The sequence below is a fragment of the Devosia sp. SD17-2 genome (genome assembly GCF_029201565.1).
Taxonomy (GTDB): Bacteria; Pseudomonadota; Alphaproteobacteria; order Rhizobiales; family Devosiaceae; genus Devosia.
This window is the reverse complement of the sequence record NZ_CP104002.1, coordinates 2,162,458-2,186,669: the sequence shown is the minus strand read 5'-3', so window position 1 is coordinate 2,186,669 and position 24,212 is coordinate 2,162,458. Positions and strand designations below refer to the sequence as shown.

Below are 24,212 nucleotides of genomic sequence, written 5' to 3'. Positions count from 1 at the left end.
AGGCCCTAGTTGGGTTCACGACCCTCCTGCTCGACCACGGCATCGAACAGCTCCCGAACCTGGGACGCGCCAAGGCTCTCGATTGCCACGGCAGCGATGGCCGCAAACAACTCTGCGATTTCCTGGGGATCGGTGATTTCGGCGTCGTCTTCGTCGGCGTCGGCGTTGATGAGAGTAAACACGATACGCGCCTCCATTGTGAGCCTACGGGCTCAGTGTGCGGCGATTCCCGTTACCGTTTAAATAACAGAATGTGCCAAGTCGGGTCATGGCGCTGCTTGCCACGTCCAGCAGCGCCACCTATTCTTCGCCCGCCTCGAGCTTTTCGATATAAGCCTCAATATCTTCCAGAGTAGCCGAAAAGGGTTTCGGCTCGCCCCCAAGGATGATTTTGTAGCTCTTGTCATCGCGCAGCGCATGACCGCCGGGCTGCCCGTGAACCTTCATCTTTTCGGCCGTCAACACCGTCAGCCCGTAGCGGACCAAAATGCGTTTTGCCCGCCGCATGCGCGACGCGTCGAATTCCTTGCGGCTCATGGCACCCACCTGTCATCCGCCTGATTGGTGGCAAGGCTGTAGCGAGCGTTGCGCTGCAATGCAACTGTAGGCGTGGACACTCGGCTGATCTGCCGCGCTCCGGCATCTGACCACTGGACAGCGCACCTTCGCCCGGCTAAACGGCTGGGCACGGGTAGATGGCAGAGTGGTTGATTGCTCCGGTCTTGAAAACCGGCGAAGGTGCAAGCCTTCCGGGGGTTCGAATCCCTCTCTACCCGCCATTCCATTTTATCGCAGCAGGTGTGACGCCGCCGGACGAACCGGCAGCGCCGTCTCGATTATGGAATCAGCACGACAGAGCCGGTGGTCTCGCGACCTTCGAGGGCCCGGTGCGCGTCTGCGGCATCGGCCAGGGCGAAGCGTCGGCCGGCTTCCACCTTGATGGCGCCGCTGCGGATCGCGGCGAAGAGCGCTTCGGCGCCAGCGAGCAGGTCCTCACGCGCTGCGAGATAATGCGCCCCGGTCGGACGGGTCACAAAGAGCGAGCCCTTTCGAGAGAGGACTGTCAGGTCCGGGATGGAAACAACGCCCGAGGCATTGCCGAAGCTGGCCATCAGGCCGCGCGGCCGCAGGCAGTCGAGAGACGCTTCGAAAGTGTCCTTGCCCACGCCGTCATAGACGACGTCCACGCCCCGGCCCCCGGTGAGCTCGCGCACTTTTGGCGCGAAAGCCTCGGCGCGATAGTCGATGACGTGATCGCAGCCATGGGCAAGGGCGAGCGCCACCTTGTCCGGGCCTCCCGCGGTGCCGATGACCGTGGCGCCGAGGGATTTCGCCCATTGGGTGGCGATGAGACCGGTGCCGCCGGCCGCGGCGTGCCAGAGGATGGTTTCGCCCTGCTGCACCGGCCAGGTCTTGAACAGCAGGTAATAGGCGGTAAGGCCCTTGAGCATGACGGAGGCTGCGGTTTCATCGTCGATATCGTCCGGGATCGGGACGAGACGATCTGCCGAAACGAGCCGCTCCTCGGCATAGGCACCGATCTGGCCCTGATAGCAGACGCGCTGTCCGACGCTGAGACCGGTTACGTCGGGGCCGAGCGCTGTGACCACCCCCGCCCCTTCATTGCCGCCGACGAATGGCAGGGGCATGGGATAAAGGCCGGAGCGCTGATAGGTGTCGATGAAATTGAGGCCGATGGCGGTGTGCCGGATGCGCGCCTGACCGGGCCCGGGCGCATCGATCGGCCAGTCCTGCAGGGTAAGGACGTCTGGACCACCAGTCTGATTGATTACAACGGCGTTATTCATCGGGGAGCCTTCGGCTTTCTCGGTGCAGATTTTGGGCGAGATTGGGCAAGCGGGCGGGTTTTTCGCGGTTCTGCGGCCGGGGGTACCGAAGCGACCGGCGTTGGTGCGCGGCCCCTGTTGGTGACGGCAGCAAGGCCCTCGGCGGCGGATACGGAACCGGTGTCCCCGGTGAACGGCGTCACTTCATGGCGATGGGACGCGCCGCCCCGCATTTTGCGCTGCTTGGCAAAGATGTTGACCGCTTCGACCAGCACCGAGAAGGCCATGGCCGAATAGATATAGCCCTTGGGAATGTGGAAGCCGAGGCCGTCGGCGACCAGCGTCACGCCGATCAGCAACAGGAAGGCCAGCGCCAGCATTTTCGTGGTCGGATGATCGGACACGAATTTTGCGATTGGACCGGAGGCAACAAACATCACCGCAACGGCAACGAGCACGGCGGCGATCATGACGGCGACCTGATCGGCGGGCACCATGCCCACGGCCGTGATGATCGAGTCGATGGAAAAGACCATGTCGATCACGACGATCTGGACGAGGATGGCCTGAAGAGATGCCTGAGCGGCGCCCGTCAGGGTTTCCTCATGCGTACCCTCGATGGCCGCATGCATCTCATGGGTGGCCTTGTAGATGAGGAAGCCGCCACCAGCGAGCAGGATGATATCCTTCCAGGAGAAGTCCTGGCCAAAGGCGGAAAACACGGGGTCCTGCAGCTGAACGATCCAGCTGATCAGGAACAGGAGGATGATGCGGAAAACCAGCGCCAGGCCAATGCCGAGCTTGCGGGCGAACTCGGCCTGTTCGCGCGGCAGGCGCGAAACCAGAACCGAAATGAAGACGATATTATCGATGCCAAGGACGATCTCCATGACCGTCAGGGTGGCAAAGGCAACCCACACATTGGGGTCGGCCAGCAGCTCAAGCATGGTAGGCTCCGTGTCGGATGAACTCAGCTGAGTTCAGATTTAGTCACTGTTCGACACAATGGAGAAGCCCCGATTGGCTCCGGGCGAATTTCAGCCCGCCCGGATGAGCGGAATGGCGAGGTCTTTTCTGAACAGATACAACAACGTACGCGCCGCTTCGCCTTCATCGCCGGAAAGCGTTGGATTGCGGCTGAGCAGGGCCTTGGCGTCGTCATGGGCAAATTCGAGCAGGTGCCGATGCACGTCCGGCACAGCGAGGCGATAGCCGGGCATGCCGGACTGCCGGGTTCCCAGAATGTCACCCTGCCCGCGCAGTTCGAGATCGCGCTCGGCAATCACGAACCCATCCTCGGTGGATTTTATGGTTTCGAGACGGGCCTTCGCCGTTTCGCTGAGCGGGTCCTTGTAAAGCAGGAGGCAGGCCGAGCGCTGCGAGCCACGACCGACGCGGCCACGAAGCTGGTGGAGCTGGGCAAGGCCGAAGCGCTCGGAATGCTCGATGATCATGATCGTCGCATTGGGCACATCGACGCCAACCTCGATGACAGTTGTTGCCACCAAGAGCTTGATTTCATTGGCTTTGAATCGACCCATGACCTCCTGCTTGGCAGCGGCTGACATGCGGCCGTGGACGAGGGCGACCTGATCGCCGAAGACTTTTCGCAACTCGGCAAAGCGATCCTCGGCGCTGACCACTTCCAGCGTTTCGCTTTCCTCCACCAGCGGGCAGACCCAATAAGCCTGCGCGCCTTCGCCGAGGCGGGCGACGAGACGGCCGACGACGCGATCATAATCATTGATCGACATCACCGCCGTATCGATGGGCTGGCGACCCTTCGGCTTTTCGCGCAGCACGCTGACTTCCATGTCACCGAAGTGGGTGAGAACCAGCGTGCGCGGGATCGGCGTGGCGGTCATCACCAGGAGGTCTGTGTGGCGGCCCTTTTCCGACAGGGCGAGGCGCTGATGAACGCCGAAGCGATGCTGTTCATCGACAACAGTCAGCCCCAGATCTTTGAAATCAATATCAGATTGGAAGAGCGCATGGGTGCCGACGGCGATGTGGATGGAGCCATCGGCAAGGCCCGCGAGGATTTTTCGGCGCTCGGCAGCGGGCATCTTGCCGGTAAGCAGCGCACAGCCGAGACCAGCGGTGTCGCAAAGCGGCTTGATGGTCTTGTAGTGCTGGGAAGCCAGCAATTCGGTGGGCGCCATCAGCGCCGATTGGGCGCCGGATTCGGCAATGGCGGCCATGGCCATGAGGGCTACAACGGTCTTGCCGGAGCCGACATCGCCCTGCAGGAGGCGCGACATCCGCTCGGGCGCGGCGAGATCGGCCATGATCTCACCAAGCGCGGCAGTTTGGCCCTCGGTGAGGGTGAAGGGTAACAGGCTGCTGACCTTTGCGGTCACTTCCCCGGTAAAACGACGTGACGTGCCGCGCACCGACACCATGCTCGAGCGGACGAGCTGCAGGGTGATCTGTCCGGCCAGATATTCGTCATAGGCAAGGCGCTGGCGGGCGGGCGCGAAGAGCTCGGCATCAGCCGGGTTTTCCGGCAGGTGGACCATGCGCATGGAATGGGCAAAGCTCGGCCATTTCCGCTGCGCCATCGTTCCGCTGTCGATCCACTCGGGCAGTTCAGGAATCGTGTCGACCGCCTGTCGGACGAGCTTGGCGAGGGCCTTGGAGCTTAGACCATTGGTCAGCGGATAGACCGGCTCGACCAGCGGCAGGCTGTCGAACTTTTCCGGCTCGACGATATAGTCCGGGTGGGTGATCTGCTTCTCGCCATTGAAGAAGTCGATCTTTCCCGAGACGAACCGCTCCTCGCCGATAGGCAGGGCCTTCTCGACCCAGCCGCCCTGGGCACGGAAGAAGACAAGGCTGATGTCGCCGGTTTCATCATGGGCGAAGACACGATGGGGCACATGCGGCTTGCCCTGCGGGGGCGGCTGATGGCGGTCGATGTGCAGCTTTAACGTGACGATCTGGTTGAGATAGGCCTCGCCGATGCCGACCTGCCGGCGCCGATCGACCACGCCCGAGGGCATGTGCATCAGGATATCGAGGACAATGGCCTCCTGCCCCTCGGGCGCACCGAAGAAGCGCGTCAGCAGCGCGGCGAGCTTGTCGCCGACACCCTTGATGGTGTGCAGCGATCTGAACAGGGGCTGGAGGGTTTCCGGACGCACGCTTGATTCTCCTTAGGCAAAGCGTTGCACAAAAGAACAGGAGAAGAACAGAGCGAGGTAGGCAGGTGTGCACAGGAGGAGAGCGCCCCCTCCCATCCCTCCCCTCAAGGGGGGGGTCTGGCCGGTGGGTGGAGCGGCTTGGGGGCGCTGACCGTCTCGCTTGTGCAGAACAGGTGGGTCGGTGGCTCTCTTCACCCCACCCTCAATCCCTCCCCGTCAAGGGGAGGGAAGTCTGGCCGGTGGATGGGCGGTTTCGGGGCACTGGCCTGGCAGTCGTCTCCCTCCCCCTTGTGGGGAGGGATCAAGGGTGGGGGTTGTTGGGCAGGATGACCCATGGTCGGGAAAGGGCTGACATTCGGGTTCAACCCGCGTAAGAGACATGTCCAAATCGGGAACAAACTTGGATCATGGGTGTCAAATGACGGCCGGTGAGGACATTGCTATTCGCCGCAAGCGCCTGCGCTATCGCGCCTGGCATCGGGGAACCAAGGAAATGGATTTGGTGCTCGGGCCGTTCTGCGACGCCAATATCGAAGGGTTCGACGCGGCAACGCTCGATCGGCTCGAAGCGTTGATGAATGAGGAAGATCCCCCACTCCTCAAGTGGATCATGCGGCAGGAAGACCCGCCCGCCCATGTGGATCTGGAATTTCTGGAAGTGGTGATCGCCGACCATCAGGCACGGATTTCCCAATGAACGACATGACGTCCCTGCCCCCGGTCCGCACCATCTCCAATGTGCCCGATGGCATGCAGCCCATGGTGCTGGCCAAGCTTATCGAGCAGCGGCTGAAAGCGGCGCCGGACGATCCCGCCGCCCTGGTATTCGTGGCCCGCGACGGCCGCCGCCTGCAGCGCATGGCCGAAGTGCTGGGCGCCATGCTGCCCGGGCACAATGTGGTGACGCTGCCAGCCTGGGACTGTCTGCCCTATGACCGCGTCTCGCCCAATAACGTAACCATTGCCGCACGGATGAACACGCTGGCGGCGCTGACCAGCGGGGCCAAGGGCACGATTGTGCTGACCGCCGTCAACGCGCTGATCCAGAAACTGCCGCCCCGCGACGTGGTGGAGACCATGTCGTTTTCGGCGGCTGTGGGGCGGGTGGTCGATAGCGAAAAGCTCATCGCATGGGCGTCCAGGAATGGCTATCTGCGCGTTCCGACCGTGCGCGAGAGCGGCGAATATGCCGTGCGCGGCGGACTGGTCGATCTCTATCCTGCCAGCGCTGCTGCCCCCCTTCGATTCGACTTTTTCGGCAGCCAGCTGGAATCGATCCGCACATTCGATCCTGACAGCCAGCGCACGACGGGTAATCTCAAGCGCATCGACCTGACGCCGATGAGCGAGCTGGTGCTGACCGAGGAGACCATCAAGCGGTTCCGGCAGAACTATACGGCGACCTTTGGCGGCAACACGGTTGACGACACGCTCTATGCCTCCGTCAGCGGCGGCGCGCGCTATTCGGGTACCGAGCACTGGCTGCCGTTTTTCTATGACCACATGGATCAGCTGGCCGACTATGTGGGCGATGCGCCCTTCGTCTTTGACGACCAGGTGGCCGAGGCCTTTACCGACCGCGCCGCGCAGATCCGGGACTATTACGACGCGCGCGAGGCGGCGCGGCTAGCTCCCGCCATTGCTGGTGGCGGCGCGCTTTACAAGCCGATCAAGCCCGAGCTGCTCTACGATATCGACGCCCATCCACACGCATTGGCGGGCGCCTCGGTTATCCAGCTTTCGCCCTTCCTCTCGCCCCAGACCCAGCGCGGCGACGACGCCGGCGGACATATCGCGCCAAGCTTTGCGGCCGAACGGCTGGCCTCCGACGTCAACCTCTTCCAGTCGGTGGTTGATCGCCTGCTTGAAGAGCGCCGAAACGGACGCCGCACCATCATCGCCTGCTGGAGCACGGGCACCCGCGACCGCATGGCCCAGGTGCTCAAGGACCATGGCCTTACCAATCCGCGCCTCGCTGAAAACTGGCGTGACGCAGAGACGACCAGCGCCAATACGACTTCGCTGGTCGTGCTACCGCTCGAAACCGGCTTTGACACCAAGGACCTGCTGGTCCTTTCCGAGCAGGATATTCTGGGCGAACGCATTCTGCGCCCGCAGCGCAAGAAGAAGGCATCTGACGCGCTGACCGAGGCGGCTTCGCTCTCGGCGGGTGATCTCGTCGTCCACGTTGATCACGGTATCGGCCGGTTTATCGGTCTGAAGGTGATCGAAGCCGGTGGTGCGCCGCACGAATGCGTCGAGCTCGAATATGGCGGCGACACAAAACTCTACCTGCCGGTCGAGAACATTGAGCTTCTGACGCGCTATGGCGCCGACGACGGCAATGTGACGCTCGACAAGCTCGGCGGCGTGGCCTGGCAGGCCAAGAAGGGCAAGCTCAAGAAGCGCATCCGCGAAATGGCGGAACAGCTCATCAAGCTGGCCGCGCAGCGCCTGCTCACCAAGGCCGATGTGGTCGAGATCAACCCCGGCGCCTATGACGAATTCTCCGCCCGCTTCCCCTATGAGGAAACCGAGGACCAGCTCAACGCCATTGGCGCGGTATTCGAGGATATTACCTCGGGCAAGGTCATGGACCGGCTGGTCTGCGGCGACGTCGGCTTCGGCAAGACCGAAGTGGCGCTGCGCGCAGCCTTCGCCGTGGCCCTCTCGGGCAAGCAGGTCGCCGTGGTGGTGCCGACAACGCTTCTGGCGCGCCAGCACTTCAAGACCTTCTCCGAACGCTTTCAGGGCTTGCCGGTCAATGTGCGCCATGCCTCGCGCATGGTCAGCGCTGCCGAGCTCAAGGCGACCAAGGAAGGCCTCGCCGAGGGTCAGGTCGACATCGTCGTCGGCACCCATGCGCTGTTGTCGAAGACCATCAAGTTCAAGGATCTGGGGCTGCTCATCATCGACGAAGAGCAGCACTTCGGCGTGGGCCACAAGGAGCGCCTCAAGGAGCTCAAGGCCAATGTCCACGTGCTGACGCTGACGGCGACGCCGATTCCCCGCACGCTGCAGCTGGCGCTGACCGGGGTGCGCGATCTGAGCCTCCTCGCGACGCCGCCGGTCGACCGCCTCGCCATCCGCACCTTCATCTCGCCCTTCGATCCGCTCTCGATCCGCGAGGCACTGCTGCGCGAGAAATATCGCGGCGGGCAAAGTTTTTACGTCGTGCCGCGCATCAAGGATCAGCCCGATATCGCCGAGTTCCTGCGCACCCAGGTGCCGGAAGTCAGCTATGTCATCGCCAATGGCCAGATGCCGCCCGGCGAGCTCGACGACATCATGAACGCCTTCTATGACGGCAAGTTCGACGTGCTGCTGGCGACCACGATCGTCGAATCGGGGCTCGATATTCCGAACGCCAATACGCTGATCGTGCATCGGGCCGACAATTTCGGCCTGGCGCAGCTTTATCAGATCCGCGGCCGCATCGGCCGGGCCAAGGCCCGCGCCTATGCCCTCTTCACCGTGCCGGCGGACAAGAAGCTGACCGATACCGCCGAACGGCGCCTCGGTGTGCTGCAATCGCTCGAGAGCCTCGGCGCCGGCTTCCAGCTGGCCAGCCACGACCTCGACATTCGCGGCGCGGGCAATCTGCTCGGCGACGAGCAGTCCGGCCACATTCGCGAAATCGGCTACGAGCTCTACCAGTCGATGCTGGAAGAGGCGGTCGCTGCGCTCAAGAGCGGCGAGGAGGAATACGAAGACCGCAACGAGTGGAGCCCGAATATCTCGCTGGGCATGCCGGTGATGATTCCCGAGCACTATGTGCCCGACCTCACCCTGCGCATGCAGCTCTATCGCAAGCTGGGTGATTTGACCGAAATCCGCGATATCGACGCGGCCGGCGCCGAGCTGATCGACCGCTTCGGGCCGCTGCCCGAAGAGGTGGAAGCGCTGCTCAAGGTCATCCTCGTCAAGTCGCTCTGCCGCCAGGCCAATGTCGAAAAGGTCGATGCCGGCCCCAAGGGTGCGGTGCTGACCCTGCGCAACAATGAGTTCCCCAATCCGGTCGGTCTCGTGCGTCTGGTCAGCGACCCCGCCAACCAGGTTCGCATCAAACCCGATCAGAAACTCGTGTTCGCGCGCAATTGGCCAACCCCCGAGCACCGTCTCAAGGGGGCAGCCGCAATCCTTTCGAAACTGGCGAAACTGGCGGAAAATGGGGCGTAAGGGGGGCTTTAATGCGATCCCGCGTCATAATATTTTGGCAAGGGATATCGGTCATGTTATTGCCCGAATTGCGCCCTTGAAGGGCAGACAAGATTTTTGCGGTGGTGGACGCCACCCGGACCGCCAAGGAAGGCAAGGACTTTCAATGGAATTCAGGAAACCTCTCATTGCCGGTATGACGGCGGTGGCACTGATGATGTCGCCGATGTCGGCCTTCGCTCAGGACGCTACCCCGCCGGCTGAAGCGCCGGCTGCCGAAGCCCCTGCCGCTGAAGCTCCCGCTGCAAATGCTGCTGCCGCGACGCCGGGGTCGGCTTCGCAGAACTGGCTCAAGGTTTGCGATCCCCTGCCCGATGGGCAAAAGGCCTGCATCATGCGCCAGGTGGTTCTGGCCAATGGTCAGTTCCTCGGCTCGTTCCTGCTGCGCGACGATCCGGGCCAGGAAAGCCGCCTGCTCGCCGTTGCCGCCGTGCCGCTCGGGGTGCTGCTGCCTTTCGGCCTGACCTGGCAGATCGACGGTGCCAAGCCCGTCCGCGTGCCCTACATGATCTGCGATCCCACTTCCTGCGCCACGCAGCTGGTGATCAATGAGCAGTATGTGAACTCGATGAAGCGCGGCAACACGCTCAAGCTGACGGCCAAGAACCGCCAGAACGAAGATCTGACCATCGAGATCACGCTCGCCGGCTTCACCGCAGCCTATGATAGCGACACCTCGCTGACCTTCGACCAGTTCCGTCAGGAAACCACGGGCGAAAACGCTCTCGAGCAGGTTCTGCAGGACCGCGCAGAAGCCCTCCGCCAGCAGCTTACCACCCAGGGCGACGCAGCCCCGGCAGCCGGCACCGAAGCCCCTGCTGCGCAGTAAGCGCGACGGATATTGAATTGGAAAAGGGCGTGGCTCCAGCCGCGCCCTTTTTTTTATTGGCCTCAGGAGCGCTGGCCCATGCCCAACGCAAAGGCCTCTCGGCGCAGTGGCGGCAGAAGTTTGAGGGCCCAGAGCCCACCAGCGCGGAGCATCTGACTGGGCAGCATGTCGGCGAGGAGCGAGCGGAACAAGGCATCAACCATGCCGCCGGTGCGCGCGAGATCGCCGCTGCGGCGGCGGGCATAATCGGCGCTGACCGCCTCGGCCCAATCACTGCGGTGCCTGTCAGTGGCGGCGAGCGCGGCGACGAGATCGGCCACGTCGCGGAGGCCGAGATTGAGCCCCTGTGCACCGATCGGCGGGAAGGCATGGGCGGATTCGCCGACCAGCACAGTGCCCTCGCGTCCGGCCTCGGAGACGCTGAGAACGCTCAATGGGAAGATGAAACTTGGCGACGCCAGCGTGATGGCACCGAAAAGGCCCTGGGACCGCTGTCTGAGGGCAGTAAGGAGGCTTTCCTCACCACCGGCCTGCGCCGCGCGCAAACTGGCCTCCTCGTCGATCCAGACGAGATTGGCTCGATTGCCCCCGGCCGGAACCAGGGTGAACGGGCCGTGGGGATAGTGAAACTCTATGGACGTGCCGCCGATCGAGCGGCCGAGCTCAAGATCGCAGACCAACGCCGATTCGGAAAACTGGTGCTCCCGGGTAGCGATGCCAGCGGCGGCGCGGATCAGCGACTTCTTGCCATCGGCACCGACAACCAGCGGTGCCGCCAGCTCGGTGCCGTCCGACAGGGTGACGATCCCCCGCCCATCGGTTCGGCGATAGGCGGTGACGGCCTCGTGCCGCGTGCGCAACCCGGTGGCGGGCGCCGCGGACTGAAACTGTTCAAGCAGCCGCGCATTTCCAAAATTCCAGCCGAAGGCGGTCATGCCCGCTTCGGCCGCGTCAAACAGCGTCTCGGGCGCCCGGATCAGGCGCGGCGTGGCATCGATGATGCGGATGGCGGTCAGCGGATTGCCGAGCCCCTCGGGTTCATCAATGAGTCCGGCGTCACGCAAAAACGCGACACTGGGCATCATCAGCGCCGAGGTGCGGCGATCCGGCGGTGACTTGGGCGCGAGGTGGATGATGTCATATCCGGCGCGGGCCAGGCTGACCGCTGCCGCGAGGCCGGCAAGGCCCCCGCCCACCACGATGATGTCGGCGTCTTTCTCAGTCATATCAGTCCGCCTGAGCTTGCAGAACAAGAGCCGGGCGCGCTGTGCCCGAGCCCTGTCCTACCACTGAGCACCCGCCAAAACCACTTCGCGTGATGCCGCAGCGGCTATTCCACGGTGACCGATTTGGCCAGATTGCGCGGCTGATCGACGTCCGTGCCCATGAAGACAGCGGTATGATAGGCGAGCAGCTGTACCGGGATGGTGGCGAGGATCGGCGCCACGAAACTATGGACGTGCGGGACGATGATCGTCTCGGCAACGCCGTGCCCGACGCTCTCTGCACCCTCTTCGTCAGTGATGAGAATGATCTTTCCGCCGCGAGCAGCGACTTCCTGCATATTGGAAAGGGTCTTGTCGACGAGCTCGTCGGAAGGCGCCACGACGATCACCGGCATGGCTTCGTCCACAAGCGCGATGGGGCCATGCTTAAGTTCACCTGCAGCATAACCTTCTGCGTGTATGTAGCTGATTTCCTTTAGCTTTAACGCGCCTTCCATGGCAATCGGGAACATCGGACCGCGCCCGAGATAGAGCACATCCTTGGCCTTGGAGAGCCCCTTCGCAATGTCGGCGATCTGCCCCTCTGCACCGAGTGCGGTCGAGACGGCAGACGGCAGGGCGACAAGCGCCTGCACCAGTTCCTGCTCCTGCTCGACGCTGATCACACCACGGGCGCGACCGGCGGCGATGGCAAGGCTGGCCAGCGCGGTGAGCTGAGCGGTAAGCGCCTTGGTGGAGGCAACGCCGATTTCCGGACCACACAGAATGGGGAAGACGACGCCGGACTCACGCGCAATGGTGGATTCGAGCGTGTTGACGAGGCTGGCCACATGCTGGCCCTGCCCGGCGCAATAGCGCAGCGCGGCGAGCGTGTCGGCAGTCTCGCCGGACTGCGAGATGAAGAGCGACAGCCCACCCTTGTCCAGCGGCGGCTCGCGATAACGGAACTCGCTGGCGACATCGATGTCCACCGGCAGCCGGGCATAGCGCTCGAACCAGTATTTGGCGACGGCGCCGGCATAATAGGCGGTGCCGCAGGCGCTGATGGTAAGGCGCGTCAGGTCGGAAAAGTCGAACGGCAGCGCCTCGCGGATAGCAACCTTCTCGGTGCCCATGTCCACATAGTGGCTGAGGGTGTGAGAGATGGTCTGGGGCTGTTCGTAGATTTCCTTGGCCATGAAATGGCGGTGATTGCCCTTGTCGACGAGAAGGGCGGAGGCCTGCGACAGCATCTGCTCACGCTGCACCAGCGCATCGCGACCATCGCGAATGGTGACGCCCTGCGGCGTGATGACAGCCCAGTCGCCGTCTTCGAGATAGGTGAGGCGCGAGGTGAACGGGGCCAGCGCCATCGCGTCCGATCCCAGATACATTTCGGTCTCGCCATAGCCGATGGCCAACGGCGCACCGTGGCGAGCCGCAATCAGCAGGCCGTTCTGATCCTTGAAGAGGAAGGCCAGGGCAAAGGCGCCCTTCAGCTTTTTCAGCGTCCGGGCAACGGCGAGTTCCGGATCGGCGCCATTGGCAAGTTCGCGGCTCACCCAGAGCGCCACTGATTCCGTGTCGGTCTGGGTCTGGGGCAGATAGCCATCCTGAGCCAGATCGGCGAGCAGCTCGCGAAAATTCTCAATGATGCCATTGTGTACGACCGCGACGCGATCGGTTGCATGGGGATGGGCATTGGTCTCGGTGGGAGCGCCATGGGTTGCCCAGCGCGTGTGACCGATGCCGACAAAGCCGTCGAGCGGCTCGAAATTGAGTTTTTGGGCGAGATTGCCCAGCTTGCCCTCGGCGCGGCGACGCATGATCGCGCCACCCTCGAGCGTGGCCACCCCAGCACTGTCGTAGCCGCGATATTCGAGGCGTTTCAGCGCATCGACGAGGCGACCCGCGACCGGCGCGTCACCGACAATTCCGACAATCCCGCACATCTCATTTCCCCTTGGCGGCTTTGCGCGCCAGCGCTTTTTCACGGAGCCGGGCCGCATAGCCTGGCTTGTTTTCCTGCCGGGCCCGGCCGAGCGCCAGGGCGCCATCGGGCACATCTTCGGTGATGACGCTGCCCGACGCGGTATAGGCGCCATTGCCGATGCGGACCGGCGCCACCAGCGAGGCATTGGAGCCGATGAAGGCATTGTCCCCGATAATGGTCTTGTCCTTGTTCACGCCGTCATAATTACAGGTGATCGTCCCGGCGCCGATATTGGTCTTTTCCCCGATCTCGGCGTCACCGAGATAGGACAGGTGGCCAGCCTTGGTGCCAGCGCCGATCTTAGACTTTTTGACCTCGACGAAATTGCCCAAGTGGACGTCCGGCCCCAATTCCGCCCCCCCACGAATGCGCACAAAGGGGCCGAGCGTCGCCCCCTCCCCGATCCGGACATCCTCGATATCGCAAAAGGCCCGGATCTCGACATTATCGGCGATCGAGACGCCGGCCCCAATAACTACATTGGGGAAGATGGTGACGTCTTTTCCGATCTGTGTGTCCCAGGAAAACCATGTGCTGGCCGGATCGCGCAGGGTCACGCCGGCCTTCATGAATTCCTCGCGGCGGAACTCCTGGAACAGCGTCTCGGCGCGTGCCAGCTGGCTGCGGTCGTTGACGCCCATGACGTCATTCTCCGGCGCGATGCCATAGCCCACCGTTTTGCCGGCGGCATTGGCCAGCTCGACGAGATCGGGCAGGTAATATTCGCCCTGGGCATTGTCATTGCCGACCTTGTCGATGAGATCGCGGAAAACCTCCGCCTTGAACGCTAGGATACAGGCATTGCAGAGGCCGATCTGGCGCTCTTCCTCGGTGGCATCCTTGTGCTCGCGGATGGCCAGAAGGCGCTCGCCATCGGTGATGAAGCGGCCATAACCGGTCGGATCCTTAGGCTCAAATCCGAGGATCGCCACGTCAAGGCCTGCGTCGAGCCGATCGATGACAGTGCGGAAATTGACGCCCCGCAGCAGTGGGTGGTCACCATAGACAACAGCGATATAGCCGCTGGCGCTGTCGAACAGCTCGCGCGCCATGGCGGCAGCATGGGCTGTGCCCTTGGGCTCGGGCTGTTCGAAATGAACGATATCCGGCTCGAGCGCGGAGACCCTTTCGCGGATTTCCTGATGACGGGGACCGGTGACAAGTGCGACCCGCGAGGATCCTGCTTCCCGCGCAGCACGGGCAACATGGGCAATGATCGGAAGCCCGCCGACCGGGTGAAGAACCTTGGGGGTGCGCGACTTCATCCGCGTCCCCTCGCCCGCTGCGAGAATGATGGAAAGCAGTTCAGTCATGCGCATACTCCGCCTCGGGCGGCTTCTCGCCACCCATTGCTACTATTTTATGGCGGTAACAGTTGGCGAACAGATAACTGATACCGCACAATCCTGGGCGTAATGCCCTTGATTCGCAGGCATGTCGAGGATCGGTCATTGGTGCGCACATCGGAACAATTCCGTCAGACTGACGTCCGCAACTGGGGGCTTGTTGCCCTGATGTGCGGTGGACTGGCGGTTTTCGGGGCAAATGTCTCGGCAATACTGCCCTCTTCGCTGCTCGTCGGGCTGCACACATCGCGCCTCGAAGGCGCTTCGCTGGTGCAGCTGCGGCAGGAAATTGCCGAGCTCCGCACCGAATCGGCGCGCCTCAGACGCGACAATGAAGTTTTTAACGCCCGATTCTCCCTCCAGGAACAGGCCGGCAGCGACGTGACCCGTCGCGTCGGCGCCCTCGAAGTGAGCGTGCCGCACCTTATCGAATCCCTGCCCGCAAGCTCGGGCATCGACCGCTCGACCTACACAGCCTCCATCGGCACCCAGAGTGGCGATTTGCAGCCGGTCGAGGGCGGCTCGGTGCTTGTGCGCCAGGTGCCCATCCAGCAGGCCGCGGCCCAGCAGGATGCGTCCCAGCCCCTGCCGGCGCTGATCGCCTCTGCCGGCGCCACGGCGATCATGCCTGCGGCCCATGGCATTGCCATCGGCCCCTCCTTCGCGCCCGAAAGCGCGGCAGCCCAGTGGCGCGATCTCGAAGTCCGGCTCGGCTCGCTGGTCGGCGAGCTGACCCCGGTGGTTGCCGACGGCAATGCGCCAGGCGCCAAGCGGATCGTCATCGGGCCGTTTCCGCAGGCCGGCGACGCCCGCATCATGTGCCAGCGCCTCGAACAGATGGACGTCTCCTGCAGCCCAACTGATTACGTCGGGACCCTGCTCGCGCTATAAAACTGTGGGAGAGCGCCCCAGACGCGGTTATTCGGCATATCTGCGCCGATTATCGATTGACTCCGGGGGCTGCCTGACTATTTTCCGCGACAACGCCCCACGGCGTTTGGAATGCGCCGGTAGCTCAGTGGTAGAGCATTCGACTTTTAATCGAATGGTCGCGGGTTCGACCCCCGCCCGGCGTACCACTTTTTTCTTCAAGCAAATCAATCGCTCTTGAAACCTGCCTCGCCCTGCGGCGTGCGAGAGCGTTCGGGCCGGTCCCTTGCGCGCTGTCAGGTTTCCCGACGCCCGCCGTCGACAGATCGCGGCCTGTTGGCCGGCAACCTCGACATCCTGAAAGAAACTGGGATTGATGGACGCTGATTGCGTGCATGCCCGGGCAAGCGAAATGTCGCCCGGGCGATGTGGCAGGAGCGCTCTTGAGCCGATCCGGCTGCCAGCGCTCCGAGACGGTGCGGTTGTTACACCTTGTCGGCCTTGAGGGGGATCAGAGCTGCGAGGATGGCGCCGACGACTGAGGCGATAAGGCCGAGAAGCAGCGAGAAGCGGAAGCCGTCTTCGGTGGGATAGATGCCGCCCGCTGCGCTGGCAGAATGCGAGAGGATTGCGGCAACGATGGCCGCTGCAAATGCCGTGCCGAGCGAGCGCATCAGCGTATTGAGGCCATTCGCCGATGCCGTCTGGCTAATCGGCACCGAGCGCATGACAAGGCTTGGCATGGCGGCATAGCTGAGGCCAATGCCGACGCCGATGATCGTATTGGACAGGCAGACGACGAGAATTCCCGGCGGCAGCACCACGGCACTGAGATAGGCGAGCCCAATGATTGCCGCCCCCACAACCAGCAGCCATTTCGGGCCGATGCGGACAAGAAGGCGGCCGGCGATGGGCGACATGGCAAGCATGGCCAGGCCCGAGGGCATCAGCACCAGACTGGCCTGCAGCAGGGGAACTCCGAGCCCGCCAGCCTCGATGGGCAATTGCAAAAGCTGCGGGAAGGCGATCATCGCCGCATAGAGCGAAAAGCCAATGGCGATCGAGGCGATATTGGTCACCAGCGGCGCGCCCATGAAACTGGTGCGCACGTCGACCAGCGGCTGGGCATGCCCCCACTCAAAGCGGATCCACAGCGCCAGCACGGCGATGCCGCCGATTATGGAGATGAGGGTAAGCGGCGAGGTCCAACCCCATTCATTGCCCTTGGAGACGCCAAGGAGAAGGCCGGTGAGGCCCAATGAAAGGGTGATGGCGCCGATCCAGTCAAAACGCTGTCCCGGCTGCCCCTGCCCGGCTGGCACATGGATGAAAATGAGGATCAGCGAGAGTGCGCCAATCGCAGCGGCCATCCAGAACAGGGCATGCCAATCGAAATGTTCGACGACCAGCGCACTGATCGGCAGGCCGAGGGCGCCGCCGATACCGAGCGTAGCGCTGACCAAAGCGATAGCGCCGCCGAGGCGTTGCACCGGCAGATTATCACGGAGAATCGAGATGCCGAGCGGAATGACACCCATGCCAGCGCCCTGCAGCGCGCGCCCGATGATCATGGGCGTCACCGAATAGGAGAGTGCGCAGACGAGCGAGCCGAGGATAAGCGCAGCGAGCAGCAGAAGGGCAATTCGCCGCTTGCCGTACATATCGCCAAGACGGCCCGAGATCGGCGTGACGATGGAAGACACCAGCAAGGTGATGGTGATCACCCAGGCGGTATCGTCGCGCGCCGCCGACAACAGGGCCGGCAATTGGGATTGAATGGGCACCAGAATTGTCTGCATGAACGAAGCGCCCATGCCGGCAAAGGCCAGAACGGCGACAAGTGTGCTGCTGCCGGCGGCGCCGGCAGAGCGAGCATTCGAGGGCATAGCCCCTCCTGACCGAAATTCTAAAAATCAAAGAAATGAGGATGGCAGCGCCGCGGCAAACCGGCCAGCGCGGATTTTCTCATCTCCGGCTCTACCGCCGCGCAGCGATTCTGCGCAATGGGACATCTTGCCCGGGAACACCGGCCCGGCGGTGGCGCGCAAGGCTTGAACGGGCGGGCGGAAGCCCGTACCAAGGCGGCTGGAATATCCAGCCACGTTTCTGCATCTTTGCGGCGTGCTAGCCCAAAGAGGAACCGAGCCTCGCGCTCGCCTGTTGCCATGACGCAGATCGACGACCCTGACCCTTATGCAGAGTTCGACTACCGCGCCGACGCCGGCGAGCTGTCGGAAGATTTTCGCAAGCCGATCCGCGTAAGGCGAATGCCTAGTCGGCGCGGGCCGCCGCAAACGGGCCCTGCCCGAATCGTGCAAAAACCCTAATATCCCGGCCAGTTCAGCACCAAAGAGGCGGCATGTCCCAGGACACCATGGATCTGCTCAAAGTGCTCGCCGCGACACTCATCGTGTTCGCGGTCAGCACGCTGGTCATGCTCTATACGATCTACCTGCTGGCCCAGTATGGCGCCAATCTGCCGATGATCGGCGCGCTGCCGCTGACAGCGCCGCCTGAGCTCGTGCCGCTTCTGGCGCAGAGCCAGGTGTTCTCGACACTGGCGGCCGTCCACGTAACGGCGACGGGCCTTGCGCTGCTGATGACCAGCAACACCATCGACATGGCGCTGATCATCACCGCCAAGGCGATGACGGTGATTGTCACCTCGCTGATCGGCTTTGCCGGCGGGCACATGATCTATCTGCAGCTCAACGAAAACACGCCGCTGGCGACGAGCGTACTGACCCCGGCCATGATCGCGCTGGCGGGCTATTTCCTCTTGGCGACGGTGCTGAGCGCGCCGGGCCTCCGCCGTTTCGGCAACCTGCGCTTCGTCATCGGCCTCGCGCTGATCGTCATGGGGCCGATGCTGCTGGTCTGGCTCTAGGCCGCCAGGGTCACCACCAGGGCGCCGCGGGGCGTTGCAACGACGGTGTGCTCATATTGGACGCAGGGCGCCAGCGGGTGGCTGACCAGCGTCCATTCGTCGTCATCATCCTTCTGCTCGGCCATCTGGCCGCCCAGCGAGAGGAAGGGCTCGATGGTGAAAACGAGACCATTGGTCATGCGGCGGCGCTCGGACTTGTCGGGCCAGGTGGAGATCTCACCCGGCTCGTCATGGAGGCTGTCGCCGACGCCATGACTGGCCAGATTGCGGATGAGCGTATAGCCGCCCTTCTTGGCAGCCTTACCGATAGCCGCGCCGATGTCGGCAAAGGGCGCACCGGCCTTGACCACATTGATCCCGGCCCACATCGCCTTCTTGCCATCGCGGCAGAGCGCTTCAAGGCGCGGATCGCCCTTGCCGATGATGTAGGACGCGCCGCAATCAGCGAAAACACCGTCCTTTTCGGCCGAGACGTCGATATTTATGAGATCGCCTTCGCGCAGCACCCGGCTGCCCGGAATGCCGTGGGCGATTTCTTCATTCACCGAAATGCAGGTGTGGCCCGGAAAATCATAGGTCAGGATCGGGGCCGACCGCGCGCCGTTCTCGGCGAGGATTTTTGCCCCGATCTCATCCAGCTCAAGCGTGGTCATACCCGGCTGCATCGCCGCCGCCATGGCCTCGCGGGCCACGGCACAAATGCGGCCGATGGCCTTGAGTTTTTCCAGCTGCTCTTCGGTGGTGATCGTCAAAACGTCAGGCCTTGTTTGCGAGGTAGTATTTTAGGAGCCCCTGGGTCGAACTGTCGTGCCCTTCCCCGCCCTGCTGGCCCTGAACCTTGGGCAAGAGGGCCTTGGCGAGCTGTTTGCCGAGCTCGACGCCCCACTGGTCGTAGGAATTGACGTTCCAGATGACGCCCTGGACGAACACCTTGTGCTCGTAGAGCGCAACCAGCGCACCGAGCGTCTCAGGCGTCAGCTGCTTGTAGAACAGCGTGTTGGAGGGACGGTTGCCCGGGAACACCTTGTGCGGCGTCAGGGCCTTGATCTCATCCTTGGAGAGCCCCTGCGCCTTGAGCTCGCCGATCACTTCTTCCTCGGTCTTGCCGAGCATCAGTGCCTCGGACTGCGCCAGCACATTGGCCACGAGCTTGTCGTGATGCGGCGGCAGGCTTTCGTGAGGCTGGGCGGCAATCAGGAAATCGCAGGGGATGACGTCAGTGCCCTGATGGATCAGCTGGTAGAAGGCGTGCTGGCCATTGGTGCCGGGCTCGCCCCAGACGATCGGGCCGGTGGACCAGCCAACGGGCTTGCCGCTGAGGGTCACGGACTTACCGTTCGATTCCATATCCTGCTGCTGCAGATAGGCCGGGAAGCGGCTGAGGCGCTGGTCATAGGGCAGGACGGCGTGGGTCGAGAACCCCCAGGCATTGCGATACCAGACGCCAAGCAGACCCATGATGACGGGCAGATTGTCCTCGAGCGGCGTCTCGAGGAAGTGGCGATCCATGGCATCGGCGCCGGCGAGGAATTTTGCGAAATTCTCGTAGCCGACAGCCAGCGCCACCGGCAGGCCGATGGCCGACCACACTGAATAGCGGCCGCCGACCCAGTCCCAGAACCCGAAAATCCGGTCTTCCTGAATGCCGAATTTGGCGCAGGCTTCGATATTGGTCGAAACGGCAGCGAAATGACTGGAGACCGCCTCTTCACCCAGCGCATCAGCGATCCATTTCCGCGCCGAATTGGCGTTGGTCATGGTCTCGTCGGTGGTGAAGGTTTTGGAGGCGACGATGAACAGCGTCTTCTTGGGGTCTAGGCGCTTGAGGATGTCGTGGATATGGGCGCCATCGACATTGGAGACGTAGTGGGCACGCAGATCGGACCGCGTATAGGGCTCCAGCGCCAGCGTGACCATGACCGGGCCGAGATCCGACCCGCCAATGCCGATATTGACGATATCGGTGAACTGCTCGCCGCCATGGCCGCGAATATCGCCATTGCGAACGGCATCGGTGTAGGTCTCGATGGCTTTGAGAACCGCGCGGACGTCGGGCATCACGTCCTTGCCATCCACCTCGACCGGGCGGTCGCCCTGATAGCGCAGCGCCATGTGCATGACGGCGCGGTCTTCAGTGATATTGATGTGCTCGCCTTCGCACATCTGGACGCGGCGGTCTTCCACACCGGCCGCACGCGCCAGGTCGAAAAGCGCAGCCATCACCGTCTCATCGATCCGGTTTTTGGAATAGTCCAGCATGATGCCGGCGCCGCTGGCCGAGAAGCGCTTGAAGCGGTTGGGGTCCTCGGCAAACAGCAGCCGCATGGGCTGTTCGACGATGGCCTTCTTCAGCTTGCCCAGCGCCGCAAAACCGTCCTTACGACCAGCTTTAGCCATGACCGTCTATCCCCTTGAATTACTTACAGAACCGGAAGATCGCCAGCGGCCCATGCCGCGCGTGTTTCGGCTGCAAAATCAGTGAGGCGCCCGGCCTCGATGGCGACGCGCGTCCCCGCCGTCAGTTCTTGATAATAGGCCAGGTTGATCTGGGAAAGCACCATGGCGCCCAAAATCTCTTCCTGCTTAACGAGATGGTGCAGATAGGCGCGGCTCCACCGGCGGCAGTTCGGATTGGGCGAAGCTTCGTCCAGCGGACGGTAGTCATCCTTGTGGCGCGCGTTCTTGAGGTTGATGACCCCGAAGCGCGTATAGGCGTGGCCGTGGCGACCGGCGCGCGTGGGATGGACGCAGTCGAACATGTCGATACCCCGCTCGATGCCACCGAGAATGTCATCAGGCTTGCCGACGCCCATGAGATAGCGCGGGCGATCAACCGGCAGTTCTGGCGTGATGCCGGAGAGGACGCGGAACATGACTTCCTGCGGTTCACCGACGGCCAGGCCACCAACCGCATAGCCATCGAAACCGATGGACTTCAGTCCCTCGGCGGAGCGCACGCGCAGTTCCGGATCGTCGCCACCCTGAACGATGCCGAACAGCGCCCGGTTCTTCTGATTGTTGAAGGCGGTCTTGGAACGGTCTGCCCAACGCAACGACAGCTCCATGGCCCGCTCCATCTCCTTGCGCTCGGCCGGCAGGGAAATGCACTCGTCGAGCTGCATGATGATGTCGCTGTCGAGCAGCGTCTGGATCTCGATCGAGCGCTCCGGCGTCAGCTCATAGGAGGAGCCGTCGATATGCGACTTGAAGGTTACGCCATGCTCGTTGAGCTTGCGCAGCTTGGCCAGCGACATGACCTGGAAGCCGCCGCTGTCGGTCAGGATGGGGCGTTCCCAATCCATGAACGTATGCAGGCCACCCAAAGAGGCAACACGCTCGGCACCCGGGCGCAGCATGAGGTGATAGGTGTTGCCCAGGAGGATATCGGCGCCGGTCTCGCGGACCTGCTCCGGGTACATGGCCTTGACCGTGCCCGCCGTACCCACCGGCATGAAGGCGGGGGTGTGGATGGGGCCGCGGGGCGTGTCGATACGGCCGCGCCGTCCCATGCCATCTTGGGCCAGAAGGGAGAAGGTGACCTGTTTTTCTGTCGTCGTGCTCATGGGGCCGGGTTCTAGCCCTTTGACGGGCTGGGGACAATGACCCGATGCTGGATCGGCGACTGATTTCAGCCATCATCGCCGCAAGAACTGTTGCTCATCACTCTGATTCCGTCTCGAGAGATCTTCATGCGTCTCATTGCCCTCATCGCCGCCAGCGCCACCCTCCTCTCCGCCACGGGGATCGCCACTGCCAAGGACAAGGGCAGCCCCGTCCGCGAGGGCAGCTATTACGGCTCCGGCGAGGGCGATCTGACGGTCAACCTCAAGCACATCGAGAACGACGTTTTCGCCATAACCATGGAGACGCTCGTGCCCATGGACGACAACATGCCCGGCTGTGCCGGCGGGATTGATGGCGAGGTGATCCTCTCGGCCACCGGCGGCAATTTTTTCGTCGAGAACGAGGATTATGTGGCCGGCTCGGACAACCGGCTGATGAACGAGCGCTATTGCGAAGTCGAACTGGTTTTTGATGCCGACGGCTTCCTCGTCATCACCGAGAAGGACGGCTGCCTCGCCTACCACGGCGCTGCCTGCGGCTTCTCCGGCACGCTTGTTCACGAAAGCGCTGCGGGCTGAGGACCTGCGAGGGCGCCTAGCGCATTGCCTCGATCGCGCCCATCCCCAGATTGATGACACCGAAAACAAGTCCCACCTCGACCGCAAGGCCGAGGAGGCACACCAGCACGCCCAGGAAGACCCCGATGCCATCGCGATTGAGCATGGAGAAGGCGAGGATACAGAGCCCGACATTGGGCACGGCGTTGACGAATGGGATGGGGATGGTCATGGCGACGCTGATCACCATAGTGAAAATACCGTAGGGCACGGTGGCCTCAACGCCGGTCAGCCAACGCAGGCGCGGCCGGGAGAACCGAGCGATGATTGCGGTGACCCTGGCGACCTGCTCGCTGGCCAGCAGCAGCGGTTTCAGCGGCAGCTTGCGCCGTCCGATGAGGTCCGGGAGGCGGATCGGCTTGCCCAGCACCATGGCAAGCGCCACGGCGAACGTGGTCCAGGCGATGGTGCCGCCAAATCCCGGTGGCCCCGGGATCATGTTGAGGAGGGTCAGCATGAGGATCAGCAGGCGGTGCGCGTGTGGTCCCATCGCTGTTATAAGATCGGAGAAGGTGAGGTGCGAAGCCTCACCCTCCGCTGAAATGCGCCGCAGCACGGATATGATGCGGTTAACGTGTCGCGTTATCGGGGCGGACCGTGCGGTCACACCGCGTCCTCGTCGTCGCGGCTCCGATCCCGGAACAGCAGCGAGGAATCGCCATAGGAATAGAACCGGTAACCACCAGCGATCGCATGGGCGTATGCCGCCTTCATGGTGTCGAGACCTGAGAAAGCGCTCACCAGCATGAACAGGGTCGATTTCGGCAGATGGAAATTAGTCATCAGCAGGTCGACGGTGCGGAAGCGGAAGCCCGGCGTGATGAAGATGTCGGTATCGCCCATAAAGGGCTGCAGCGTGCCGGTTGCGCGGGATGCGGTCTCGAGGAGACGCAGGCTGGTGGTGCCAACGGCGACGCAGCGGCCGCCAGCGGCACGGCGGGCATTGATGCGCTCGACCGTCGCCTGATCAATCTCGCCCCATTCGGAATGCATGACGTGGTCGTCGGTGTCGTCCGCCTTCATCGGCAGGAAGGTCCCTGCCCCGACATGCAGTGTCACCCGTTCGATGGTGACGCCGATATCGGAAATCTGCTGGAGCAGCTTTTCGGTGAAATGCAGCCCGGCGGTCGGCGCAGCAACGGCGCCGTCCTCGGCGGCATAGACCGTCTGGTAGTCGACCTTGTCGCGCTCTTCGATGCCGCGCTTCGCCCCGATATAGGGCGGCAACGGCATGGCGCCGTGGGACTTGATCGCCTCGTCGAGCTCGGCGCCGCCCAGTTCAAATTCCAGCGTGACCTCGCCGGTATCGCCTTTGCCGGCCACACGGGCGCGCAGGGCGTCGGCGTCACCATTGCCGAGTTCGAGTTCGTCCAGCAGCGCTAGCTTCTTGGCTGGACGGGCAAAGGCGCGCCATGTATGCGCGTCGACGCGCTTGTGGAGGTTGAAGGACACATTGGCCCGAAGCTCCCCGCGCACCCGCGTTCCCTTGAGCTCAGCCGGCAGCACGCGCGTGTCGTTGACAACGAGCACGTCTCCGGGCTGCAGGAGGGTGAGGAGATCGGGGATGTGCCGATCTTCAATGGGCTCGCCCGGACGCACCAGCAGCAGCCGCGCGCTGTCGCGGGGCTCTGCCGGATGAAGGGCAATGAGGTTTTCGGGCAGGTCGAAGTCGAATTCTGATACGCGCATGGCGCCTCGTTAGCATTTCCTGACCCAAGCCGAAACGGGGCAGACGCAACGAAGTTGCCACGCT

General features: G+C 63.0%; 20 protein-coding genes and 2 tRNA genes. 8 read left to right on the top strand and 14 right to left on the bottom strand.

Annotated elements, in window-relative coordinates:
• Positions 1 to 5 precede the first annotated feature (5 nt).
• Together NYQ88_RS10760 and NYQ88_RS10755 are read right to left on the bottom strand one after the other, a co-directional pair.
• Positions 6 to 182, bottom strand: coding sequence for a hypothetical protein (locus tag NYQ88_RS10760; RefSeq protein WP_275606901.1), 177 nt, complete (start codon positions 180 to 182; stop codon positions 6 to 8).
• Between the two features lie 118 nt (positions 183 to 300).
• The gene (locus NYQ88_RS10755) at positions 301 to 537 is read right to left on the bottom strand and encodes a hypothetical protein (protein ID WP_275651143.1); all 237 of its coding nucleotides are present in this window, start codon (positions 535 to 537) and stop codon (positions 301 to 303) included.
• Positions 538 to 689: 152 nt separating this feature from the next.
• Between NYQ88_RS10755 and NYQ88_RS10750 the strand changes: the two genes are divergently transcribed.
• A tRNA-Ser gene (locus NYQ88_RS10750) sits at positions 690 to 779 on the top strand.
• Between the two features lie 57 nt (positions 780 to 836).
• On the opposite strand, the gene NYQ88_RS10745 is transcribed toward NYQ88_RS10750, so the two are convergent.
• The 3 genes from NYQ88_RS10745 to recG form a co-directional block, all read right to left on the bottom strand.
• Complete coding sequence (locus NYQ88_RS10745; protein WP_275651142.1) at positions 837 to 1,808, bottom strand: quinone oxidoreductase; 972 nt, start codon at positions 1,806 to 1,808, stop codon at positions 837 to 839.
• A complete protein-coding gene (locus NYQ88_RS10740; protein ID WP_345774585.1) occupies positions 1,805 to 2,734 on the bottom strand; it encodes a TerC family protein in 930 nt (309 codons plus the stop codon). Before NYQ88_RS10740 ends, NYQ88_RS10745 begins: the two co-directional genes overlap by 4 nt.
• Positions 2,735 to 2,824: 90 nt before the next feature.
• On the bottom strand, positions 2,825 to 4,930 hold the full coding sequence (gene recG, locus NYQ88_RS10735; RefSeq protein WP_275651141.1) for an ATP-dependent DNA helicase RecG: 2,106 nt from the start codon (positions 4,928 to 4,930) through the stop codon (positions 2,825 to 2,827).
• Positions 4,931 to 5,348: 418 nt separating this feature from the next.
• Between recG and NYQ88_RS10730 the strand changes: the two genes are divergently transcribed.
• The 3 genes from NYQ88_RS10730 to NYQ88_RS10720 all read left to right on the top strand — a co-directional run bounded on the left by NYQ88_RS10730 (position 5,349) and on the right by NYQ88_RS10720 (position 9,977).
• Positions 5,349 to 5,627: a succinate dehydrogenase assembly factor 2 gene (locus NYQ88_RS10730; protein WP_275651140.1), complete on the top strand. Its 279-nt coding sequence runs from the start codon at positions 5,349 to 5,351 to the stop codon at positions 5,625 to 5,627.
• Positions 5,624 to 9,109 (top strand): transcription-repair coupling factor, encoded by a 3,486-nt coding sequence (gene mfd / locus NYQ88_RS10725; RefSeq protein ID WP_275651139.1) that lies wholly within the window; start codon positions 5,624 to 5,626, stop codon positions 9,107 to 9,109. The genes NYQ88_RS10730 and mfd overlap by 4 nt, the downstream gene beginning before the upstream one ends.
• A gap of 145 nt (positions 9,110 to 9,254) precedes the next feature.
• The gene (locus tag NYQ88_RS10720; protein ID WP_275651138.1) at positions 9,255 to 9,977 is read left to right on the top strand and encodes an invasion associated locus B family protein; all 723 of its coding nucleotides are present in this window, start codon (positions 9,255 to 9,257) and stop codon (positions 9,975 to 9,977) included.
• 62 nt (positions 9,978 to 10,039) lie between these two features.
• Here the strand turns inward: NYQ88_RS10720 and NYQ88_RS10715 are convergent, their stop codons facing one another.
• The 3 genes from NYQ88_RS10715 to glmU form a co-directional block, all read right to left on the bottom strand.
• Positions 10,040 to 11,203 carry an FAD-dependent monooxygenase gene (locus NYQ88_RS10715; RefSeq protein ID WP_275651137.1) on the bottom strand — a complete coding sequence of 388 codons (1,164 nt, stop codon included), beginning with the start codon at positions 11,201 to 11,203 and terminating at the stop codon, positions 10,040 to 10,042.
• A gap of 104 nt (positions 11,204 to 11,307) precedes the next feature.
• A complete protein-coding gene (gene glmS, locus NYQ88_RS10710) occupies positions 11,308 to 13,134 on the bottom strand; it encodes a glutamine--fructose-6-phosphate transaminase (isomerizing) (RefSeq protein WP_275651136.1) in 1,827 nt (608 codons plus the stop codon).
• Between the two features lies 1 nt (position 13,135).
• Positions 13,136 to 14,488, bottom strand: a complete 1,353-nt coding sequence (gene glmU, locus NYQ88_RS10705; protein ID WP_275651135.1) for a bifunctional UDP-N-acetylglucosamine diphosphorylase/glucosamine-1-phosphate N-acetyltransferase GlmU — start codon at positions 14,486 to 14,488, stop codon at positions 13,136 to 13,138.
• 141 nt (positions 14,489 to 14,629) lie between these two features.
• Here glmU and NYQ88_RS10700 point away from each other — a divergent pair, with 141 nt between their 5' ends.
• The gene (locus NYQ88_RS10700) at positions 14,630 to 15,412 is read left to right on the top strand and encodes a hypothetical protein (protein WP_275651134.1); all 783 of its coding nucleotides are present in this window, start codon (positions 14,630 to 14,632) and stop codon (positions 15,410 to 15,412) included.
• A 113-nt stretch (positions 15,413 to 15,525) separates the two neighbouring features.
• Positions 15,526 to 15,600, top strand: a tRNA-Lys gene (locus NYQ88_RS10695).
• A 276-nt stretch (positions 15,601 to 15,876) separates the two neighbouring features.
• Here NYQ88_RS10695 and NYQ88_RS10690 read toward each other — a convergent pair.
• Positions 15,877 to 17,277, bottom strand: coding sequence for an MFS transporter (locus NYQ88_RS10690; RefSeq protein WP_275651133.1), 1,401 nt, complete (start codon positions 17,275 to 17,277; stop codon positions 15,877 to 15,879).
• 473 nt (positions 17,278 to 17,750) lie between these two features.
• On the opposite strand from NYQ88_RS10690, the gene NYQ88_RS10685 reads away from it, so the two are divergent.
• Positions 17,751 to 18,278 (top strand): hypothetical protein, encoded by a 528-nt coding sequence (locus tag NYQ88_RS10685; protein WP_275651132.1) that lies wholly within the window; start codon positions 17,751 to 17,753, stop codon positions 18,276 to 18,278.
• Here NYQ88_RS10685 and map read toward each other — a convergent pair.
• From map to tgt, 3 genes are read right to left on the bottom strand one after another with little or no spacing between them, the layout of a single operon-like run.
• Positions 18,275 to 19,030 (bottom strand): type I methionyl aminopeptidase, encoded by a 756-nt coding sequence (gene map, locus NYQ88_RS10680; protein ID WP_275651131.1) that lies wholly within the window; start codon positions 19,028 to 19,030, stop codon positions 18,275 to 18,277. The genes NYQ88_RS10685 and map overlap by 4 nt on opposite strands.
• A 4-nt stretch (positions 19,031 to 19,034) precedes the next feature.
• On the bottom strand, positions 19,035 to 20,675 hold the full coding sequence (gene pgi, locus NYQ88_RS10675; protein ID WP_275651130.1) for a glucose-6-phosphate isomerase: 1,641 nt from the start codon (positions 20,673 to 20,675) through the stop codon (positions 19,035 to 19,037).
• Between the two features lie 23 nt (positions 20,676 to 20,698).
• A complete protein-coding gene (gene tgt / locus NYQ88_RS10670) occupies positions 20,699 to 21,841 on the bottom strand; it encodes a tRNA guanosine(34) transglycosylase Tgt (protein ID WP_275651129.1) in 1,143 nt (380 codons plus the stop codon).
• A gap of 126 nt (positions 21,842 to 21,967) precedes the next feature.
• Between tgt and NYQ88_RS10665 the strand changes: the two genes are divergently transcribed.
• Positions 21,968 to 22,420 (top strand): hypothetical protein, encoded by a 453-nt coding sequence (locus tag NYQ88_RS10665; protein ID WP_275651128.1) that lies wholly within the window; start codon positions 21,968 to 21,970, stop codon positions 22,418 to 22,420.
• Between the two features lie 16 nt (positions 22,421 to 22,436).
• Here NYQ88_RS10665 and NYQ88_RS10660 read toward each other — a convergent pair whose 3' ends face one another.
• Both NYQ88_RS10660 and queA read right to left on the bottom strand, forming a co-directional pair.
• Positions 22,437 to 23,066 carry an exopolysaccharide biosynthesis protein gene (locus tag NYQ88_RS10660; RefSeq protein WP_275651127.1) on the bottom strand — a complete coding sequence of 210 codons (630 nt, stop codon included), beginning with the start codon at positions 23,064 to 23,066 and terminating at the stop codon, positions 22,437 to 22,439.
• Complete coding sequence (queA, locus tag NYQ88_RS10655) at positions 23,063 to 24,148, bottom strand: tRNA preQ1(34) S-adenosylmethionine ribosyltransferase-isomerase QueA (protein WP_275651126.1); 1,086 nt, start codon at positions 24,146 to 24,148, stop codon at positions 23,063 to 23,065. Before queA ends, NYQ88_RS10660 begins: the two co-directional genes overlap by 4 nt.
• Between the last annotated feature and the right edge of the window lie 64 nt (positions 24,149 to 24,212).

What these genes read in the sequence shown, in the direction of transcription:
- NYQ88_RS10685 (WP_275651132.1), top strand. Translation starts at nt 17,751, where the DNA reads ATGTCCCAGGACACCATGGATCTGCTCAAAGTGCTCGCCGCGACACTC.
- glmU (WP_275651135.1), bottom strand. Translation starts at nt 14,488, where the DNA reads ATGACTGAACTGCTTTCCATCATTCTCGCAGCGGGCGAGGGGACGCGG.
- mfd (WP_275651139.1), top strand. Translation starts at nt 5,624, where the DNA reads ATGAACGACATGACGTCCCTGCCCCCGGTCCGCACCATCTCCAATGTG.
- NYQ88_RS10690 (WP_275651133.1), bottom strand. Translation starts at nt 17,277, where the DNA reads ATGCCCTCGAATGCTCGCTCTGCCGGCGCCGCCGGCAGCAGCACACTT.
- pgi (WP_275651130.1), bottom strand. Translation starts at nt 20,675, where the DNA reads ATGGCTAAAGCTGGTCGTAAGGACGGTTTTGCGGCGCTGGGCAAGCTG.
- NYQ88_RS10720 (WP_275651138.1), top strand. Translation starts at nt 9,255, where the DNA reads ATGGAATTCAGGAAACCTCTCATTGCCGGTATGACGGCGGTGGCACTG.
- tgt (WP_275651129.1), bottom strand. Translation starts at nt 21,841, where the DNA reads ATGAGCACGACGACAGAAAAACAGGTCACCTTCTCCCTTCTGGCCCAA.
- queA (WP_275651126.1), bottom strand. Translation starts at nt 24,148, where the DNA reads ATGCGCGTATCAGAATTCGACTTCGACCTGCCCGAAAACCTCATTGCC.
- NYQ88_RS10740 (WP_345774585.1), bottom strand. Translation starts at nt 2,734, where the DNA reads ATGCTTGAGCTGCTGGCCGACCCCAATGTGTGGGTTGCCTTTGCCACC.
- NYQ88_RS10755 (WP_275651143.1), bottom strand. Translation starts at nt 537, where the DNA reads ATGAGCCGCAAGGAATTCGACGCGTCGCGCATGCGGCGGGCAAAACGC.
- NYQ88_RS10665 (WP_275651128.1), top strand. Translation starts at nt 21,968, where the DNA reads ATGCGTCTCATTGCCCTCATCGCCGCCAGCGCCACCCTCCTCTCCGCC.
- glmS (WP_275651136.1), bottom strand. Translation starts at nt 13,134, where the DNA reads ATGTGCGGGATTGTCGGAATTGTCGGTGACGCGCCGGTCGCGGGTCGC.
- NYQ88_RS10745 (WP_275651142.1), bottom strand. Translation starts at nt 1,808, where the DNA reads ATGAATAACGCCGTTGTAATCAATCAGACTGGTGGTCCAGACGTCCTT.
- NYQ88_RS10730 (WP_275651140.1), top strand. Translation starts at nt 5,349, where the DNA reads ATGACGGCCGGTGAGGACATTGCTATTCGCCGCAAGCGCCTGCGCTAT.
- NYQ88_RS10715 (WP_275651137.1), bottom strand. Translation starts at nt 11,203, where the DNA reads ATGACTGAGAAAGACGCCGACATCATCGTGGTGGGCGGGGGCCTTGCC.